16 protein-coding genes are annotated in these 17,983 nt (G+C 47.0%); 4 read left to right on the top strand and 12 right to left on the bottom strand.

The window, feature by feature from the left end; translation table 11 throughout:
- Positions 1 to 147: 147 nt before the first annotated feature.
- Positions 148 to 1,599, top strand: a complete 1,452-nt coding sequence (locus E1919_RS06820) for an amidohydrolase family protein (RefSeq protein ID WP_162052603.1) — start codon at positions 148 to 150, stop codon at positions 1,597 to 1,599.
- Positions 1,600 to 1,641: 42 nt separating this feature from the next.
- Here E1919_RS06820 and E1919_RS06815 read toward each other — a convergent pair whose 3' ends face one another.
- From E1919_RS06815 to E1919_RS06805, 3 genes are read right to left on the bottom strand one after another with little or no spacing between them, the layout of a single operon-like run.
- Positions 1,642 to 2,403, bottom strand: a complete 762-nt coding sequence (locus E1919_RS06815) for a DUF4184 family protein (protein ID WP_162052602.1) — start codon at positions 2,401 to 2,403, stop codon at positions 1,642 to 1,644.
- Positions 2,404 to 2,425: 22 nt separating this feature from the next.
- Positions 2,426 to 4,357, bottom strand: coding sequence for a tetratricopeptide repeat-containing sensor histidine kinase (locus E1919_RS06810; protein WP_162052601.1), 1,932 nt, complete (start codon positions 4,355 to 4,357; stop codon positions 2,426 to 2,428).
- Positions 4,354 to 4,818 carry a DUF1569 domain-containing protein gene (locus tag E1919_RS06805; RefSeq protein ID WP_162052600.1) on the bottom strand — a complete coding sequence of 155 codons (465 nt, stop codon included), beginning with the start codon at positions 4,816 to 4,818 and terminating at the stop codon, positions 4,354 to 4,356. Before E1919_RS06805 ends, E1919_RS06810 begins: the two co-directional genes overlap by 4 nt.
- A 244-nt stretch (positions 4,819 to 5,062) precedes the next feature.
- Here E1919_RS06805 and E1919_RS06800 point away from each other — a divergent pair, with 244 nt between their 5' ends.
- Entirely contained in the window at positions 5,063 to 5,542 is a 480-nt protein-coding gene (locus tag E1919_RS06800) for a VOC family protein (protein ID WP_162052599.1), read from the top strand.
- 209 nt (positions 5,543 to 5,751) lie between these two features.
- On the opposite strand, the gene E1919_RS06795 is transcribed toward E1919_RS06800, so the two are convergent.
- The 3 genes from E1919_RS06795 to E1919_RS06785 all read right to left on the bottom strand — a co-directional run bounded on the left by E1919_RS06795 (position 5,752) and on the right by E1919_RS06785 (position 8,354).
- Positions 5,752 to 6,528: a TIGR02757 family protein gene (locus tag E1919_RS06795; protein WP_162052662.1), complete on the bottom strand. Its 777-nt coding sequence runs from the start codon at positions 6,526 to 6,528 to the stop codon at positions 5,752 to 5,754.
- Between the two features lie 123 nt (positions 6,529 to 6,651).
- Positions 6,652 to 7,371, bottom strand: a complete 720-nt coding sequence (locus E1919_RS06790) for a pirin family protein (protein WP_162052598.1) — start codon at positions 7,369 to 7,371, stop codon at positions 6,652 to 6,654.
- Between the two features lie 194 nt (positions 7,372 to 7,565).
- Complete coding sequence (locus E1919_RS06785) at positions 7,566 to 8,354, bottom strand: XRE family transcriptional regulator (RefSeq protein WP_162052597.1); 789 nt, start codon at positions 8,352 to 8,354, stop codon at positions 7,566 to 7,568.
- 537 nt (positions 8,355 to 8,891) lie between these two features.
- Between E1919_RS06785 and E1919_RS06780 the strand changes: the two genes are divergently transcribed.
- Positions 8,892 to 10,301 carry a S8 family serine peptidase gene (locus E1919_RS06780; RefSeq protein WP_162052596.1) on the top strand — a complete coding sequence of 470 codons (1,410 nt, stop codon included), beginning with the start codon at positions 8,892 to 8,894 and terminating at the stop codon, positions 10,299 to 10,301.
- Positions 10,302 to 10,382: 81 nt separating this feature from the next.
- Here E1919_RS06780 and recQ read toward each other — a convergent pair whose 3' ends face one another.
- Positions 10,383 to 12,527, bottom strand: coding sequence for a DNA helicase RecQ (recQ, locus tag E1919_RS06775; protein ID WP_162052595.1), 2,145 nt, complete (start codon positions 12,525 to 12,527; stop codon positions 10,383 to 10,385).
- A 166-nt stretch (positions 12,528 to 12,693) separates the two neighbouring features.
- Here recQ and E1919_RS06770 point away from each other — a divergent pair, with 166 nt between their 5' ends.
- Positions 12,694 to 13,029 carry a four-helix bundle copper-binding protein gene (locus E1919_RS06770; protein WP_162052594.1) on the top strand — a complete coding sequence of 112 codons (336 nt, stop codon included), beginning with the start codon at positions 12,694 to 12,696 and terminating at the stop codon, positions 13,027 to 13,029.
- Between the two features lie 78 nt (positions 13,030 to 13,107).
- Here the strand turns inward: E1919_RS06770 and E1919_RS06765 are convergent, their stop codons facing one another.
- The 5 genes from E1919_RS06765 to E1919_RS06745 all read right to left on the bottom strand — a co-directional run bounded on the left by E1919_RS06765 (position 13,108) and on the right by E1919_RS06745 (position 17,946).
- Positions 13,108 to 13,449 (bottom strand): phage holin family protein, encoded by a 342-nt coding sequence (locus E1919_RS06765; RefSeq protein ID WP_162052593.1) that lies wholly within the window; start codon positions 13,447 to 13,449, stop codon positions 13,108 to 13,110.
- Between the two features lie 216 nt (positions 13,450 to 13,665).
- Complete coding sequence (locus tag E1919_RS06760; protein WP_162052592.1) at positions 13,666 to 14,736, bottom strand: agmatinase family protein; 1,071 nt, start codon at positions 14,734 to 14,736, stop codon at positions 13,666 to 13,668.
- Complete coding sequence (gene speE / locus E1919_RS06755; protein WP_162052591.1) at positions 14,729 to 16,060, bottom strand: polyamine aminopropyltransferase; 1,332 nt, start codon at positions 16,058 to 16,060, stop codon at positions 14,729 to 14,731. Before speE ends, E1919_RS06760 begins: the two co-directional genes overlap by 8 nt.
- A 371-nt stretch (positions 16,061 to 16,431) precedes the next feature.
- Positions 16,432 to 17,247 (bottom strand): putative phage abortive infection protein, encoded by an 816-nt coding sequence (locus tag E1919_RS06750; protein ID WP_162052590.1) that lies wholly within the window; start codon positions 17,245 to 17,247, stop codon positions 16,432 to 16,434.
- A 51-nt stretch (positions 17,248 to 17,298) separates the two neighbouring features.
- Positions 17,299 to 17,946, bottom strand: a complete 648-nt coding sequence (locus E1919_RS06745; protein WP_237144066.1) for a chemotaxis protein CheC — start codon at positions 17,944 to 17,946, stop codon at positions 17,299 to 17,301.
- Positions 17,947 to 17,983: the final 37 nt, after the last annotated feature.

Raw genomic sequence — 17,983 nt, 5'->3', positions numbered from 1 at the left:
TAAACTTCGCTTGAGTTACAAGGCACACTTAGAGAAATCAACGTAAAGCTATTCCGGAAGTAAAACATAACAAGCCATTGTCTGCAGTAAAGAGACTAAAGGTCTGAAGCAGCAGGTAAACTATAATTCTTCATCAAAAGCATAACCGTGAGCCCACAATCTGATAAACATTCTAATCCGAAAAAGTACAGCATAAGTAGCATAAGCCGCCGTAAGTTTCTGGGTAGTTCACTGGCTCTTGGTGCTGCAGGTTTTGCAGGTTATACAGGTGCCTTCGCTCAGGCTGCCAAGCCATCAACTCCACAAGCAAGCAGAAACCTCCCGGCGCAGGGCCATTACCTGATTAAAAACGCCTATGTGCTTACGATGGACCCTGCTCAGGGTGAATTTAAATCTGCGGATGTACTTATACGCGACGGTGAAATAAAGCAGGTTGGCCAGAATCTTAGTTCAACCGGTGCAGAGGTGTTGGATGGTGAAGGCAAAATTGTCATGCCAGGTTTGGTAGAAACGCACTGGCATATGTGGACGTCGCTGCTACGCAGCATGGCAGGCAATGTAAAAGGACGTGGGTATTTTGCCGTTACCAGAGACGTAGGGCAGCATTATACAGCAGAAAGTATGTATGTTGCCACTAAACTCGCCCTTGCAGAAGCTATAAACTCTGGTATTACGACGGTGCATGACTGGAGCCACAATGTGCGAAATAGGGAGTTTGCCGAAGCGAGCCTGCGCGCGCTCAGAGAGGCAGGCATAAGAGGGCGGTACTCTCTCGGTATGCCTGCAGGACAAGATGCGAAACCAGTAGACCTGCAACTACTTGAGAAGCTGCATAGCAGATGGCCTGCTTACGCAAACGATTTGCTGCACCTGGGCCTGGCTTGGGAAGGCATTACTGACAGGCTCGAAACAGGGACAAAAGAAGTAAACATTGCCCGGCAGTTGGGTATTCCCGTTTCCGTTCATGCCAGTTCCGCAGGCGTTATCAGCGGGCTGGCAAAAGCAGGCTTGTTAGCGGAAGGGATGCAGATCATTCATTGCAAAGACGCTACACCGGCTGAAATTAAAAGTATTGTGCAGGCCGGTGCTGTCGTGAGCCTTTCTCCGTTCTCAGAATTGCGCATCGGGTATGGCATTCCACCTATAAAAGAGCTATTAGATGCAGGCGCCACAATTGGTTTGTCTGCAGACACAACTACCCTATCAGGCAACGCCGATCTTTTCGCTGTTATGAAGGTTTTCCTTAACCTGGCGAACGCCCTGGACAGAAGTGAGTTTTACCTGACCGCGAAGAGAGCACTGGAAAAAGGAACCATCGAAGGCGCTCGCTCTTTAGGAATCGCCAACCGCACCGGTTCACTCACCCCGGGTAAACGTGCCGACTTGGTTATGCTATCTACCAACGCCCTAAACTTGGGATATGTGACAGATCCCTCTTCCATTGTAGTGGAAGCCGCACAACCAGCCAATGTGCACACCGTGCTGATAGACGGAAGAATATTAAAGAGAAACTACGAGCTCACACACCTGGACAAGGAAGAAATTATAAAAGATGCTAAAGCAGAATTCCAGCATTTGATGAAAAAGAGTGGCTGGTAACGAGCTGCTCACCCACCGCTACACTGCTTACACCTCTGAGGCTTATTCAGTTTGCTTTACTTTCTTGTCGAGCAAAAGAGCAAGTACAGTGACAAAGACAAAAGAGAGTACGCCTGCACTTGTTAGCACAACCACATAATAACTAACAGAATCACCTTCTTTGTCAAAGAGCAGTTTTACAGCCGCAGCAATAGCCATAACCATGAAAATACATAGCCAGTAAACGAACTTGCGCTTAAACGAATGCGGGTTGATCGTTGAAGAAGCCAGTCTTTTCCTGCATACAACCCAAACAAGAAAAGCCAACCCCACGGCAGATCCAGTTCTTTCAATCAGGGTGTAAAGCTGCATATCCAGGGGGCCTACATGAATTTTTTGTGAGAAGAAAGCGGGCGCAAAATAGTAAACAAACCCATCTGGCTTTGAAAAGTCATCCCAGAACAAGTGTGAGAAAACTCCTATAGCAACAGACAAAAAAAACAGAAGCCAATGCTTTTTTAAATACAGCAGAAAATCAAAATTTAAATAATCACTGTGCTTCTTATCCAGAGGAGCCGGAAGGTGCAGAATTAGGATATTCCTAACCCAAAGATGAAAAGCGATGGCAAGCAAAAAAGAAAGAGGAAGATCAAGTATGATGACGCCGGCTAGTGTATGGCCAAAGTCAGCGCTGCCTCCCATTTTTAGAAAATACACCAAGTCTGGCGCTATACTACCCACCACTAGCCCAGTAGTGGAGAACCACGCTGGCTTTATGGCCTTAAAAGGAAGAACAATAGCAGGATGAGAAAAAGTAAATGGCATGTAGGACACTATACGAGATGTATTACATCAAGGGTAGCAGCAGCGTGAATTCAGTAAACTCCCCTTCCTCAGACGCTACAGTCAATTCTCCTCCATGGCCTTTGGTGATGATGTCGTAACTGATGGAGAGGCCCAGGCCGGTGCCCTGCCCTGTTGGCTTGGTGGTAAAAAAGGGCTGAAATATTTTATGCTTTATTTTATTGGGAATACCTATACCATTATCCCTTATTTTAATTTCGAATTTGTCCTCCTGGTGATGCGTACTCACTTTCAGTTCCGGCTGATAATCGTTATCAACTTTTCTGAGCTTTTTTTGAGTAGCGTAAAAAGCATTGTTGTAGAGGTTGAGCAGCACACGCCCTATGTCCTGGGGCACCACTTTCACATTACCTAAATGCGTGTCGAACTGTGTAATGAGTTTAGCTGCAAAGTTCTTGTCTTTGGCCCGGAACCCGTGGTACGACAAACGCAGGTATTCATCCGCCAAAGCATTCAAATCAACCAGTTGCTTTTCGCCTCCTGAAGCCCTTGAATGTTCCAGCATGTCTTTTACAATGCTATCAGCTCTTTTTCCATGATAGTGGATCTTAGCTAGGTTCTGCTCCAGAATCATTATAATTTCAGCTTCGAGACCAGCATCCCGGACTTCTTTTCGCCTCTCTTCCCTGAGCTCTTCTATTAACTCTATACTTACCTCCGAAAAGTTATTCACGAAGTTCAATGGGTTCTGTATCTCATGCGCCACACCGGCAGTCAATTCCCCCAGCGAAGCCATTTTTTCAGATTGAATTAACTGCTGCTGTGTTTCCCGTAGCCGATCGTAGGTTTTCTTCAGCTCTATATGGCGTAGCCGGTGTATTTCTGCCGCTTTCTTTTCAGCTTCTATCTGGCTGGAAAGCTCCAGGTTTTTGAGTTTGGCACTCGCTGACAGGTTGATAACTTCTTCCTTGTAGCGGTGGAACTGCTCATAACAGCTTAGCGCTTGCACATAGTCTCCTGTTCGCTTGTAGACTTCTGATAAGGCAAAATAAATGTCATGAATCAGATACTTCAGATTTGCATCTTTAGCGGTGGAGAGAGATTGCTCCAGGTAATCAATTGCCTCTGCAAACCTTTCGCTAGCCATATAAACCTTTGCCATGCTGGTGCATAAACGGCAGTAGTTAGCCGGAAAGGGATTAGAATGCTGCTTTGCCTGTACTAATGCCTCTGACAAGATTATTTCTGCCTCGCTGAACCTGTTCATTGCGAAATACAAATCGCCGAGATAATTCATCGACACAAGCCAACCGTGTACTTCTCCTATCTCTTTCCGTATGGCCAGGCTTTCAAGAAAATGAGCTTCTGCCTGCTCGTACTGCTGCAGTTTATGTTCTATAATGGCAATGCCTCCTAAAACAGCAGCAATTCCCTCCAGGTCATTCAGTTGCCTACTGATAACTAAGCTCCTGTAATAGTAAGTAGTGGCTTCATTATAATTCCCAAACTGAATACTGATATAGCCCAGTTGCATGAAACACCTCGCTTCGCCTTCCTTATCACCTACTGACTGCCGCAATCTAAGGCTTTGCTGGAACGACTCCAGTGCCTGGTTATAATCGCCGATACTTCTGAATATAGTTCCTAAGTTGTACAGCGAACGCCCCAGCCCCTGTTTGTCCTTTAAATCATCAAAAATACTAGAAGCTTTGCTGATTATCTGTAACGCCACACTATAGTTAGCCAGCACCATTTCAACAAAACCCTGGTTCAGGTAGGCTTCAGCCAAACCTTTCTTATAAGAGGCTTCTTCTGCGAGTACAATAGCCTCTTTGCTTCTATGCAAAGACAAAGAAGTATCAATATGCCTTAGCTCATAGGCAAGGCGGTTCAACAGGTCAACTCTTGAAACCGTATCACCGGAGCCTCGCAGTTGTTCTTCGAGGAGTTGGATTTTTTCGTTTGTCGCACTCACACACCAAACTGAGTCAGGTGATAATCAGCATGCGCGTAAGCTAGATGGCCCCAGTCCTCTCTGCTCATCTTTCCAAAGGCGGTATGAGATTCACTTAGCACAGGAGTGTTGATCAGCCGGTCTACGGTGGCCTTATACCTTTTCTTTTCAGATTCAATATCCTCCACAGCTATACCTGAGCCAACTACATCCACCTCCGGAAAAGTATGTATTTTCCCTTTCTCACGTCCCGGAGGTTTGATGTTGTTCAGGAACATCCATTTAATAAGGGTGCGGGTTAACAGATTGCTCCTGTCAGGCATTGGTATTTCTGAAAAAGCCATGCGATTCGCCTCTGAAAGATGCCGGATCATTTGTGTTGCGTTTAGTTTGCCCCACTTTCCCTTGGTATCAGCTTTAAGTTTATCTACCCGTTTAAAAAGCAGCGGCTTTACCTCAGGTTCGAAAATACTGTGCTTCATCTGAAAAAGATATTCATAGATTAAAAATCGTTTTAACCAGAAACTACATCACGCCATATCTCCTGCCATTTACAATCCTAAAATAAAATTTATTTTTCATATTATGATATAAATTTATAGAGTAGCGATTCATGTACCTGCAGCACAAAAACTGCTGTTATAGTATATGCTCCTTTGTTTAGAGCTGTATTCAAATTCCCATAAATTATCCGTATCTTGAATGCTGTAGAAATCCAAAGCTTTTATGAAAAACGCCTTTCGCCTATTACTGCTAGCCATATTTAGCCTTTCGTTGCATACATTAAAAGCCCAATCCAAGGATACGGGTGGAGTTCCTACTGTAGCGCTGAACCACATTGCCATGTATGTGCACGACCTGGAGAAGAGCACTGCTTTCTATGAAAATGTATTACAGCTAAAGCAGATTCCGGAGCCATTCAAGGATGGCTTGCATACTTGGTTCACGCTTGGACCTGCTGGGCAGTTACACCTGATTCAGGGGGCAGAGCAACATATTAAGCGGAACAAAAATGACCACATGTGCTTTAGCGTACTCTCTATTGAAGACTTCATCTCTAACCTGAACAAACATAAGGTTGAGTATACGAACTGGCCTGGTACAGCCAAAGCACCAACGGTTCGCGTGGATGGTGTTAAGCAGGTTTATTTCCAGGATCCGGACGGCCATTGGATAGAAGTAAACGACGATGCTTCTTTGCGATAGTTTTAGTTTCGCCTTTACCCAAATCTATATTTGTTCTTTCTTAAGTCCAAGCGGGATGGCATGTCAATAGTAAAAGACTCTAATACTCTTTTAGCTCCAGAGTAGCGGCCTGTTTGGCGACTACCAACAGGCCGCTACTCTGAAATTACGGAAGCTAACTGCCCTTCATACTGTCAACAGTTCGTCTCGCCGGGACTCTTTGCGGCAAATTAAAACTTCTCCTCTATCCCAAGCCCAAAGAGCGCATAATCATATTTTACCGGATCAGTCGGATCAAAGGCCTTCAGATGTTCAGTTAACTCAGCGGCAGTTTCCCAGTCCATGCCTTTGCGCGTGATAAGGCCGAGGCGGCGGGCCACCCGCTCCACATGCACATCACAGGGACAGATCAGTTCACTCATTTTCATGGTGTCCCACAAGCCAAAGTCCACGCCAGCATTGTCTCTCCGCACCATCCATCGCAGGTACATGTTCAGGCGCTTGCAGGCAGACTTACGGGCTGGTGTAGCGATATGCTTTTTCGTTCGCTGTGGCGCATCCTCTAGATTGAACACCAGGTTATGAAAATGCTCCAGCCTCTCTTTCTGGGTTCCATATCCATTCTGTTCACCTGTAAAGGCTGTCTCCAGGGTATCATGCTGCTGGTAGTACTGCTGAAAGAAATAGACCAGGTACAGCAGGTCTGTATCGTTAAAGGTACGGTGCTTGAAGCCTAGCAAACGCTGCAGGTCCTGCTCCTGGTGGTGCAAAATAAAATCATGCGGGGCATTGTCCATAAAGTCCATTAGCTTCACGCAGTTGTTGATAATGGTTTTGCGCTGCCCCCAGGCCAGTATGGCCGCGAAAAAACCGCTGATTTCGATGTCCTGTTTCTTAGAGAAGCGGTGCGGAATGGACACAGGATCGTTTGGAATAAAAGCAGGCTGGTTATACTTCTCAACCCGATCATCAAGCAGGGCTTTGATGGATGGCAAGTCTTTGTACATCATAAAAAAAATAGCAGCATGTTTGCACAGGCTGCTATGGAATAAAGTTGTTTTACTAAATCAGGTACATAACTGAAAAAGATGTCAGCTATACCGGTGTCGCTTTTACAGATAAGGTTACTATTAATAATTAGCCTCGGCAGCGGGCACATCAATCAGTAGAAAGGTGGCATCCCCTGTACCGTGCAAGCTTACCACATCTAAAAACTCCAACCGCACCTGGTCATACTTACCTACCTCCATATTGTTGATGAGCAAACTTCCTTCTATAACATAAACGAGTGTTTTTCGTATTTTGAAAGTTTTGAAGTCATAGTTCTCACCCTGCCCCAGATTACCGTAGTATACAGTTGAATTAGAATTCATGTAAGTTACGTTCTCTAACACTTTCTGACCTGTTACCAAAGGCTTAAGCGTGTTTTTGGTATCTAGAAAATCAAGGGTCATGTTCTCATAAGAAGGAGCCAAGCCACGCTTATTTGGCAGGAACCACAATTGGAAAACATGAAGCGGGTTGTCTGTTTCATTTGTCTCCGTCACGTTGATACCTTTACCGGCCGTTATGCGTTGCACGTTCCCTGCTTTCACAGTTACTTCATGCCCCAGGTCATCTTTATGCGTCAGCTCGCCGTCCAGCACAATATGCACTATTTCCATTTCAGCATGCGGGTGTGAAGGAAACCCGGAATGGGGCTGTATAACATCTTCATTAAACACGCGCAGAGGCCCAAATTCGACATTGCCTGGATCGTAATAATCGGCAAATGAGAGATGGTAGTGTGACTTTAACCAGTCTCCTACTTCTGCATTGTGGCGCTTGTCGGCGGTTATCAGTGTGATCATAGTTTTGTATCTGAGTAATACGTTGTAATTAAAAATAAGTGCTTTTGGCTTTAGACTCTGCTATGGCTTTACGCATATTGTTATTTCTTGTTAGCAAATAGGCTATTAGAGCAGTAACAGGCATAAAAAAAGCCTGATACTGCACATAAATACAGTATCAGGCGAAAGAGCTTGTTTAATTATTTTCAGAGGCTTTAGTCTACTTTCTTAAGCTTTTGCACTTCTTTCTGAAGGTCCAGCACGATAGACGAAAGCTTATCCAATGAGAGATCTGCTATAGGGAAGGTAGAACTGATATAGGACTTCGCTTCCCATATCTCTACCACATCCTCTACATGCACCTCGTAAGGTGAGTATACAGGATTATCGGAGTGCAGGTGAAGCACAGCCGTGTCTTTAATTTTATTAAATACCCTTTTGAAGACAACTCCTTCTTTCTGACTCACAATAATACATGGCGTACCATCTTTTATTTGGTTCCAGTCTTCTACATAGCGCCCGACAATAACAGTGCCTGAGGCAATAGGAAGCATAGAATCACCGCTTATTTCAAAAGCCCGGAAGGTGCCTGTGTTGCCGAGCATCGGTAAACGGAAGCGAGGCAGATCTTCTATAAACTCAGCATCAGCATACCCATTCAGGTAACCTGCACTGGCTTTGTAAGGCACCAACTCTATATTTTCCTTTTCTTCGTTGTTTACTGTTATGGCCAATACACGCATGTTGCCGCCAGAAGTTTTGCCTACACCATCAGCAGTTCCTGCTCTGGTTCCTTCTTTCGTCAAGTCTGCTCTTATCAGTTCGTCAAGTGAAACATCGAAAAGCTGAGCAACATTGACCAATGTGCTCAGTTTTGGTTCCGCTCTTCCCTCCTCGTAAGCACCCACCAACGAGCGCTTTATATCTAATTTCTCTGCCAACTGCGCCTGGGTATATCCAGCGCCTTTGCGCAAATGCCTGATGTTTGAAGTTACCAGTTGCATAATAGCCTAAGCTTTAGTTCATAAACTTTGTGGCTACTTCACCACACGTCCGTAAAAATACTAAACGCATCTCATAAATACTAATCATTTTAGCAGTTTTTGCTAAAAATTCTATATTTGCACTTCCCTTTGCCGATTTCAAATCAACTCAATCTCCATACCTCATGAAAATAGTTTTAAAAGTGCTATTTTATATTGTAACCTCACTAGCTAATTACTTGGTTTTAAGCTTGTAAATCAACTACATTTACAATATTAAAGAACGCTACTATTTGAGATATGCAATAAGTATACAAAATAAACTTTTCCTAATATATCACGCTTAAATCCTATTGTTAGCGGTGTTTTTCTTCTATTCAAAGAAACTTCACTTCTATAACGGGAGTGGTATGTCTATAGGTTTTTGAAAAATGAAAATCAAATTCTTCGCAAAAGCAGGAGAAAAACTTCTAAAACGTGATGGCCTGCCTTGTCAAGAATAGCTATTTCGAGTTTAGCACACACCCTGAAAACACACCCCTTATACTACTAAATGCTATGTTGTTAACATGCACCCTTAGAAAATCTCTGTCCTGTTTTGCTCTGGCAGCTATTCTGGGCATTACTACTGGTTGCCAGAAAGAGGAACTCATGGTAAACCAGTTCGCCTCACCTGTCGCTACTGACAACCTCACCCAAGGTCAGCCTATTGAAGGCCAATATATCATCGTTTTTAAAAACAATGATACTGTTGCTTCTAAAAGCAAGGCAGGAGAGCTTTCTGCTGTGCGTACCTCAGCACTTAAGATACGTCAGAAGCTATATGATGCCTCCGGAATTGAACCGGCCGATGTAAGCCAGGTGTATGAGGGGGTAATAAAAGGTTTTGCAGCCCGCCTTACCGAAGATCAACTGGCAGCAATCCGCAAACGCCCGGAAATAGCTTATGTGGAACAGGACCGTTATGTACTCCTTAGCAAAGCTTCTAAAGCTATCTTCACGAAGTTTGGCAACCCAAAAAATAGTGGCAATGGCAAGAACAGGCCTACTGCACCCGAGGAGCCAACTCCTACGCCAGCCGAGCCTGCTCCGGTAGAACCAGAGCCTACCGTGCCTGCACCATCAGAACCAACTCCTGCTGCACCAACGACTCCAAAAGAATCAGCTCCGGCAGCGCCAGCCTATACTACTATCACGCCTTTAGTTGGTGAGGAGGTTCCCTGGAATATTGAACTCGTTGGCTACGGCGACGGCACCGGTAAAACTGTTTGGGTGATTGACTCAGGCATCGATACGGACCACCCGGACCTGAACGTGGACCTGAACAGAAGCTTGTCCCTTATCTATAAGAATCCATCGGTGGAGGACGGTTATGGCCACGGCACCTCTGTTGCCGGTATCATCGCGGCTAGAAACAATGGGTCCGGAATAATCGGGGTAGCAGCCAACGCTACTATTGTGGCACTTCGTGTTTTTGATGATGCAGGTGCAGGCACACTGTCGCGGGCAATTAACGCCGTAAACCATGTGGGCAACAATGGGAAGCCGGGTGATGTGGTAAACTTAAGCCTGGGAAGCGGCATGTCTACAACACTTGATAATGCGGTGAAAACAGCGGCAGCCAAAGGCATCTTGTTTGCCATAGCAGCAGGTAACAGTGCCGTAGATTGTTATGAAAGCTCTCCTGCCCGTGTAGATGCGCCAGGGGTCTATACAGTTTCTGCCATGGACAGCTACAGACGTCTGTGGGACCGTTCGAACTACGGTGCCGCTGTTGATTTCGCGGCCCCTGGTGTGAATGTGACTGTCACTACAAAAGGTGGAGGGATTGGCGGCGGTGCCTTCGGCACTTCCATGGCTGCTCCTCATGTGGCGGGCGTGCTCCTGCTAAGAGGCACTGTTTATGCACAGGGTACTATCACCGGAGACAAAGACAACACACCCGATCCAATTGCCTCAGTGAACTAAGTAAGGTGTTATCTTAAACAGGAAAGGCTGCCAGTGTTGAGCAGCCTTTCCTGTTTTTTGTGGGTATATTTAGAATTGCTTTTATGCCCAACTATTCTGTTTTTTGTAAATAGAGACGGCAAGCCTAATTTTATAGTACTCGTACTGTTCGCCAAGCGCCTCATACAAATCCTTTAGCTTCGCCTCTGTGCCGTGCTTGGCAATGGCGATAGCGATGGCCTGGTATTCTGGCTTCGTGACATACTTCGACACGTTTACATGATACCCTTGCTCGTAGAGTGTGGCCAGGTGAGAATAAATGGTTACTGGGTTCAGGCTGCGCTCCTTCGAAATCTGCTCTATTGTTTTCCCCTGCTGCAACAGTTCAAAGGTGGCGAGGTGCGTGGCACCTTTCATCTTTGTGCCCTTTGCCTGCTCCTCGTTTATGAAGTCGATGATTGCGGTGATGAAAGTGTCTCCGAACCGATCGTACTTTTGCGCTCCTACCCCAGAAATGGCTAGCATCGAGATTCTATTGGTTGGCCTTTCAGCTGCCATCTCCTGCAGGGTATTATCGGTAAAGACAACATAGGGCGGAACACCCATTTCATCTGCCAGTCGCTTTCTTAGCGCACGCAGTCGCTCGAAAAGAGCATCTTTAATCAGCTCCCGCTTCGGACGCGGTTTGGCGGCTGCTGCTTCCTCTGCCTGCTTCACCTCTTCAAACTTCACCAGCTTTACCTGCTTTCCGTCGAAGAGCACTTCACGGCTTTGCTCTGTCAGCTTCAGGGTATAACCCTGGTCATAGGCCATTTCCACCAGCCCGCTATTCAGCATCTGGTGCAGGTAGCGGTGCCAGTCCAGCGTGTTTACATCGCGGCCGGCACCATAGGTCTTAATTTTGTCAAAGCCGGATTGTATTACCTGGCTGTTGCGTGCACCGCGCAGTACATCTACCAGCAGGCCCATATTGGCGCGCTCCTGGGTGCGGGCAATGGCCGAGAGCGCTTTCTGCACCAGTTGCGTTCCATCAAATGTGGTGGGCGGATTCCGGCAGATGTCGCAGTTGCCGCAGTCTTTCTGCATCGTCTCCCCGAAATACTGCAGCAGGATGCGGCGGCGACAGGCGGCGGCTTCAGCAAACTGCTGCATACGCTCCAGCTTCACCAGCTGCAGCTCAGTTTGCTTCTTGTCCGTTTCGTTTTCCTGCAGCATGTTGCGCATGTTCATCACATCCGCGAAAGAGTAAAACAGCAGGGCATCCGCTTTGGCGCCATCACGCCCGGCACGGCCAATCTCCTGGTAATATCCTTCTATGTTCTTTGGCAGGTTATAATGAATCACCCACCGCACATTCGACTTGTCGATACCCATACCAAACGCTACGGTGGCGCATACAATCTGCACGTCGTCCTTCAGGAAAGCCTCCTGTGCCTTCGCCCGCAGTGGTGCCGACAAACCGGCATGGTAAAATGTGGCGTTAAAGCCATTCTGCTTCAGCTTTTTTGCCATCGACTCTGTCCCCTTCCGGCTAAGGCAGTAGATAATGCCCGGTTGCTTGGGTCTGTTACTGATAAACTCCGTTATCTTATTAAAGCGGTCCCGCCCGGGCTTCACCATCAGGTTAATGTTCGGCCTGTCGAAGGAGGCGACAAATACCTCCGGGTCCTGCAGGTACAGCTGCTCCTGAATATCTTTTTGGGTAAGTCTGTCGGCTGTGGCTGTCAGTGCCACTACAGGTATGTCCGGGAACTGCTGCTTCAGGGCTTTAAGCTGGGTATACTCTGGCCGGAAATCATGGCCCCAGGAGGAGATACAGTGCGCCTCGTCTACGGCAAACAGCGATACTTTTACCCGGCTCAAAAACGACAGGAAACCAGAAGAAAGGAGTTTCTCAGGCGACACATACAACAGCTTCAGCTTGCCTTCTAAGCATTGGTTTTCAATCTGATACTGCTGATCAGCGTTTTGGGAACTGTTGATGTAAGCAGCAGGAATGCCGTTTGCCAGCAGCGCCTCCACCTGGTCTTTCATCAGGGCTATTAAAGGTGATATAACCACGCATATGCCCGGCTGCACCACGGCGGGCACCTGGTAACACACTGACTTTCCTCCACCTGTAGGCATTAGCACCACCACGTCCTTTTTCTGCAGCAAGTCGGAGATGATCTTTTCCTGCATCGGCCGGAATTGCTCGTAGCCAAAATATAGTTTCAGGGCTTCCCTCGCCTCTCTTATCGTTACCATGTGTTTATCTCCTAAAGCCTTACATCAGCTTCTCTCTAAATTACAAAGATAATTATAATTTCCTGCATCTGCAGGTTCAGCGGCTCAACAGGATACCATAAAACAACCATGCTCTCCTGCACCCGTATCTTAAAGCAACAATACACACAAAAATAAACCTATAACTATGAAATCAGAGATAACAAACAACCTGGAGCACGTACTTGTAAAATGCATGACAGCCTGTGAAACCTGCGCCACTTTGTGCCTGCAGGAAGACAACGTGAAAATGATGGCCCGTTGTATTATGCTGGACCGCGACTGTGCTGACATCTGTCTTTTAACTGCCCGCTTTGTGGCCCGTAACTCCGAACATGCCAAACATGTGATGCGGGAGTGCGTTGAGATTTGCCGCCAATGTGAAGCAGAGTGCCGCAAGCATGACCATGACCACTGCCAGAAGTGCGCTGACGCCTGCAAGGAATGTGCTGACGCTTGTGAGGAGTGGATGCAAAAGAAGTAAACTCATTTTATAATAAAATAAAAGAAGCGGGGCCAGCATAAATGCTGGCCCCGCTTCTTTTATAATGTGTTTCGAATCTTATGAGCGGGCAAATATCATATCCATTACGGCGGCTGTGATAGACATCACCAGGCTAAATAATAGCGCCCACCAAAACCCGTCTACGGTGAAACCCGGCACAATAACACCAGCAAGTAAAATAATCAGTGCATTGATGACCAGCAGAAACAAGCCAAGGGTTAAAATAGTAACCGGAATGGTCAGGAATATCAGTATTGGCTTCACAATCGTGTTCAGCACCGCAAGCACAATGGCTAACAGTACTGCCGATAAGAAGCCTGTTATATGAACGCCAGGCAACAGGTAAGATGAAAACAAGGCTGCAGCCACAACAATTAAAAGTTTTATTATCAATCCCATAGATCTTTATTAAATATGTTTTTTTGTTAATTCTGTGTTTTGCTTACGGTGCAATTCACATAAAGATAGCTTCTGTTTTATTCTTTCGGTGATGTACAAAAAGAAAACCCTCTCAAGGCACAGTGCTTTGAGAGGGTTTATAGCTATTACTTCTTGATTGGGCTTACTATGCAATAACCACAATCTTAGCCGTTACCAGTCCTGCTATTCTGCTTGCTAGAACTGCGCTTCTAGGCGCTTCTGCGATGCGGCCATCAGGTTGCATAGCTTCAGCAGCACGCGGGCACCCACGTTGCCGTTCCACTCGCTGTCGCCGGGTGCTACTTCACAAAGGTCAAACCCGATGATCTCACGACCTGACTTCACCAGCTGCTTTACAAGGAACATCGCCTGCTCAAACTCCAAACCACCTGGCACCGGCGTACCGGTTCCGGGGCACAGTTTGGGATCAAGCCCATCAATATCAAAACTGATGTATACTTTCTGCGGCAGCTGCGCGATGATTTTCTTGCACTCTTTCTTCCAGCTGTCGCCTTCAAATAGTTTCTCCTTCAGTTTAGCATCGTAGAAGATGGTGATGCGTCCGTTTGACTGCTCGGCCATCTCCGCCTCAGACTGCGCCAAGTCCCGTATGCCTACTTGCACCAGTTTCTTTACCTGCGGAAGCTTCAGGGCGTTGAACATGATGGAAGCATGAGAATACTCAAATCCTTCGTAAGCATCCCGCAAGTCGGCGTGCGCGTCTATTTGCAGGATGCCATAATCTTCGTGTTTTTCTGCCAGCGCATGCATCAGGCCCAGCGGAGTACTATGGTCACCGCCCAAAACGCCTACCAGCTTGCCCTGCTCCAGGTAGTCCAGGGATTTTTGTTTCAGCCACTGCAAAAACTCTTCTCCCTTCTGTGTTACTTCAGCTGGCAGGTTTTCGAACTGCGCTCTGCCAACCTCTGGACTTCCGGCCTCCAGCCAGTTGATGTAAGCCTCTGCCTTACCACGCAGCACCTCACTGGTGGCGGCCCATTCTTCAGAGACTTCCTCCATGGCAATACCCAGTTTCCAGGCATCTTTGATGTGCGGCTCATACAAATCCAGCTGCGGCGAGGCATCTTTTACAGCCTGCGGCCCCTGCGCGGTACCGGCACTGTAGGAAACAGTTACTTCCCAGGGTGTGGGGATAATCACTACTTCAGATTCTTCTATTGTGAAGGGCAGGCCAAAAAGACCTCCGCTGCTATCACCGACACCGTTTGGATCGAAGTTGGCTATTTTTTGCTCTTTGCTATTCATTTGTTGGTTCTGCAGAGTATTCTTGAATTGTATTGTCTGATTTATTTACCAGCAGCTCCTTTACAAAATTTGGAAGCGCAAAGGCTGCGGTATGAATGGCCTCATTATAGTATTGCAGACCTTGCTCCTGAGAAAACCTGCCAGCTGCCTCCATATTGAAACGTAACGGGTGCGACTCTCCTTTCGATGAATAGGAGAAGCTCCAAGTGCCCGTTGGATAGGTAGGAATGGCTGCTAGGTAACAATGCACCTTGTCCTGCCCGAAAATCTGCTTGTAAGTATCGTAAATTTCTACGAACACGCCACTGTTAAAGCGCGGCGACTCCGACTGCGTCACCATCACGCCATCCGAAGTAAGGCAGCGGTGTACCTGGCTGTAGAACTCAGCGGTAAACAAGCCCTCTCCCGGCCCAACCGGGTCTGCAGAGTCCACAATGATGAGGTCGTAACGGCCGTCTTCGCACTCGTTGATATACTTTATGCCATCTTCCACCAGCAGGTTCAGGCGCGGGTTATCAAATGCAATGGCTGTTTCCGGCAGGTGCAGTTTGCAGGCTTCTATCACCAGTTCGTCAATTTCCACTAGCGTCACTTCTTCCAGTTGTTTGTGGCGCAGCAGTTCACGCACCGTACCACCGTCACCACCGCCTATTACTAGTGCACGCTTTGCTTTGGTATGGCTGAACATCGGCACGTGTGTGATCATCTCATGGTACACGTACTCGTCTTTCTGCGTGCACATCACCATGCCGTCCAGCGTGAGCATGTTGCCGTATGCCAATGTTTCATATATTTCCACGCGCTGGTAAGGCGAGTCTTTCTTGTAGAGCTGCTTACCAGAGTGCTTCAGCGACAGCGCAATGTTCTCGTCGCGCTCCGTGAACCATACATCTCGGGTAATGGTGCCATCTGCCTCAATGGACTTCGGCTCCACATCGCGCAGGCTATCCAGGTTAAAATCGTTGCGCTTCAGCAGGCTTAGTTGGCCGCGGCGCAGCTCCATTGAAGAGCCATGGCCTGCTTCGAAGGCATCTTTCAGAAAATTATAGGATACCCAGGGGTCAACGGAGTCGCCACAGGTGAACAGGTCTACGGCGGCATACCCATACTCTGGCCAGGTATGAATGGCCAGATGGCTTTCCTGTATCACCACCACCCCGGAAACGCCATAGGGCGAGAAATGGTGAAATGTACTGTTGATGACGGTGGCTCCGGCTGTTTCGGCAGCGGCTACCATGCTGTTCTCAATATGAATAACATCGTTCATCAGCTCAGGAGAGCAATCGTAAAACTCAACTAAAATATGTCTGCCTAAAGCGTTCATCAATGGGTATGAAAGGTTGAATATTGAAATCAAGGCAAAAAAACGAAATCTGCCGCTAGTATCAAAAGTGAAACATCAGTACAAACATATACTGCATTGGGGGCCAATGTGTTAATTATTTACCTTGTTTATTAGCCGCTATCCTCCAACAGCCCCGGCGGGGCGACCTGCTGATAGGCTGATAGTACCGGATGCTTTTAGCTCCAAAAGAGCGACCTATAAAAATATCCCAAACAGATCGCTCTACTGGAGCTTGAGTATTACCCGGATTGATTTCTAGCAACAGAACGTCCCGCTGGGACTGAAAACGTACCAAACAAGTCAGGTAATAGCTTTAGCACCTCACTCTTGCTGTGCTACTACAGACCCGACTATGCCGTGTGCTGCTCTTTCTTAATGATGGTGTCAACTTTATACTCCTCCACCAAGTCCTCAAAAACATCAAAGGCATCATCAAAGGCATTAAACTCCTTCAGCAGGTTAAACTGCGCCACGTGGTAAATCAGGAACAGCTCCGACTGCGTAAAGCTCGCTTTGGTGATAAAACTATAGTATTCACCCTTGTCATGCGTTTCAGAACGGTAGCGTTGAATGAGCTTAAACAGCACACTTAGGTTTTTGAGGTAAGGGTCCAGGCTGTTCTGGTAAAAGGAGAAGTGGTAGGTGAAATAATCGCGGAAAATGCTTAACAGCGCTTCCTCCGTTCTATCCTGAGGCTGCAGGTCCCGTACTTTCTGTATGAATGAGGACTGCACCTTCTCCTGAAAGAAGACGAAAAAGTTGGTGCCTCTCCGCTCGCTCTTGTTGATGTCATAAGCGGTAAGGGAGTCGATGATATCGTTGTGCTTGTTAATGAAGCTAATGTAGAGCGTAGAGAAGTTCTGCTGCTGGAATATCTTCTGAGTCTTGTGCAACTCGAAGCGCTGCAGTTCAAACTCCCGCTTTTGATAGGTGAGGGTGGCAAAGAAAAGGAATACCCCGGCCAGCGCCCATAGTGAACCGACAATACCACCTATAAACTCGCCATACTCCCCAAACGTGCCCCCTTCCCTTTCGCCGGTTTCGGCATACAGTTCATGTACAAGGTTGAATTTGATGGTTCCCCATATCAGTACGATGGCACCAGCTGTAATAAGTATGTAACCGATAATCTCATAGCGGCTCAGATTCTGCTTTTTTTCTGGCATGCAAAGGGTAAGGTATAGCTTAATTTTTAGCTACACTTACTGCTAATCCCCTTAATCGGTTTCCGTTAAATTGTTTTTACCAAGCTCGAAGGCGCGAATAGTATCCAGCATTTTAAGCAGTGTGTTGGTATCAAAGAACAAAAGCAGCGGCAACTCCACGCTTTTAGAGTTATGGGTAAATTGTGTAATCACCGTGAAAACAAGTGGCTGAAACAGCGGGTGCTGCACCAGTATGCCTTTGAGTGAGTCGGCGATGTGGCTTTTAGGGGCTTTAGGCGGCGACCCGTAGATATTGGCTTTGAGGATGTTGGCCAGCTGCGTGACAAGGGCGCCCGTGATGATGTTGCTTATCTCCAGTAGCAGCGACTCCTGCATCACTGTCAGTTCCCCTTTCTGCACCTCCAGCATACTGAGGCAAATCTCGGAAAGCCGGACAATGTGGTCATCTGAAAAGAGCATCAGGGTGGCTCCGTTGAACTCCCCCTTTACATCCGACTGAATGATAATGTGGGTGTCCTCATACTTTGCCACCAGGTTCAGGAGTTCCTTTACCTCTATCAGCGTGATATCAGGAACCTTCAGCAGCACCCTGTCTTTAGCGATGGCTGCAAAAGAATCTGCGGCACGGGCCAGCCCGATATTCAGGATCTCCTTGATTATGTCTCTCTCTAACTCTGTTATATGAGGTTCCGTCATCATGTTATCGCCTTAGTATTTTTAGCTTCCCTGCCTTTTG

The sequence above is a fragment of the Pontibacter pamirensis genome, assembly GCF_010015475.1.
In the GTDB taxonomy this organism is placed as follows: domain Bacteria; phylum Bacteroidota; class Bacteroidia; order Cytophagales; family Hymenobacteraceae; genus Pontibacter; species Pontibacter pamirensis.
This window is presented reverse-complemented; position numbering and strand designations above follow the sequence as displayed.

Bases quoted from the DNA above. Each gene is read 5' to 3' on its own strand.
- recQ (WP_162052595.1), bottom strand. From the start codon at position 12,527: ATGGTAACGATAAGAGAGGCGAGGGAAGCCCTGAAACTATATTTTGGC.
- E1919_RS06770 (WP_162052594.1), top strand. From the start codon at position 12,694: ATGAAATCAGAGATAACAAACAACCTGGAGCACGTACTTGTAAAATGC.
- E1919_RS06750 (WP_162052590.1), bottom strand. From the start codon at position 17,247: ATGCCAGAAAAAAAGCAGAATCTGAGCCGCTATGAGATTATCGGTTAC.
- E1919_RS06805 (WP_162052600.1), bottom strand. From the start codon at position 4,818: ATGAAGCACAGTATTTTCGAACCTGAGGTAAAGCCGCTGCTTTTTAAA.
- E1919_RS06765 (WP_162052593.1), bottom strand. From the start codon at position 13,449: ATGGGATTGATAATAAAACTTTTAATTGTTGTGGCTGCAGCCTTGTTT.
- E1919_RS06795 (WP_162052662.1), bottom strand. From the start codon at position 6,528: ATGTACAAAGACTTGCCATCCATCAAAGCCCTGCTTGATGATCGGGTT.
- E1919_RS06780 (WP_162052596.1), top strand. From the start codon at position 8,892: ATGTTGTTAACATGCACCCTTAGAAAATCTCTGTCCTGTTTTGCTCTG.
- E1919_RS06760 (WP_162052592.1), bottom strand. From the start codon at position 14,736: ATGAATAGCAAAGAGCAAAAAATAGCCAACTTCGATCCAAACGGTGTC.
- E1919_RS06790 (WP_162052598.1), bottom strand. From the start codon at position 7,371: ATGATCACACTGATAACCGCCGACAAGCGCCACAATGCAGAAGTAGGA.
- E1919_RS06815 (WP_162052602.1), bottom strand. From the start codon at position 2,403: ATGCCATTTACTTTTTCTCATCCTGCTATTGTTCTTCCTTTTAAGGCC.
- E1919_RS06800 (WP_162052599.1), top strand. From the start codon at position 5,063: ATGAAAAACGCCTTTCGCCTATTACTGCTAGCCATATTTAGCCTTTCG.
- speE (WP_162052591.1), bottom strand. From the start codon at position 16,060: ATGAACGCTTTAGGCAGACATATTTTAGTTGAGTTTTACGATTGCTCT.
- E1919_RS06745 (WP_237144066.1), bottom strand. From the start codon at position 17,946: ATGATGACGGAACCTCATATAACAGAGTTAGAGAGAGACATAATCAAG.
- E1919_RS06785 (WP_162052597.1), bottom strand. From the start codon at position 8,354: ATGCAACTGGTAACTTCAAACATCAGGCATTTGCGCAAAGGCGCTGGA.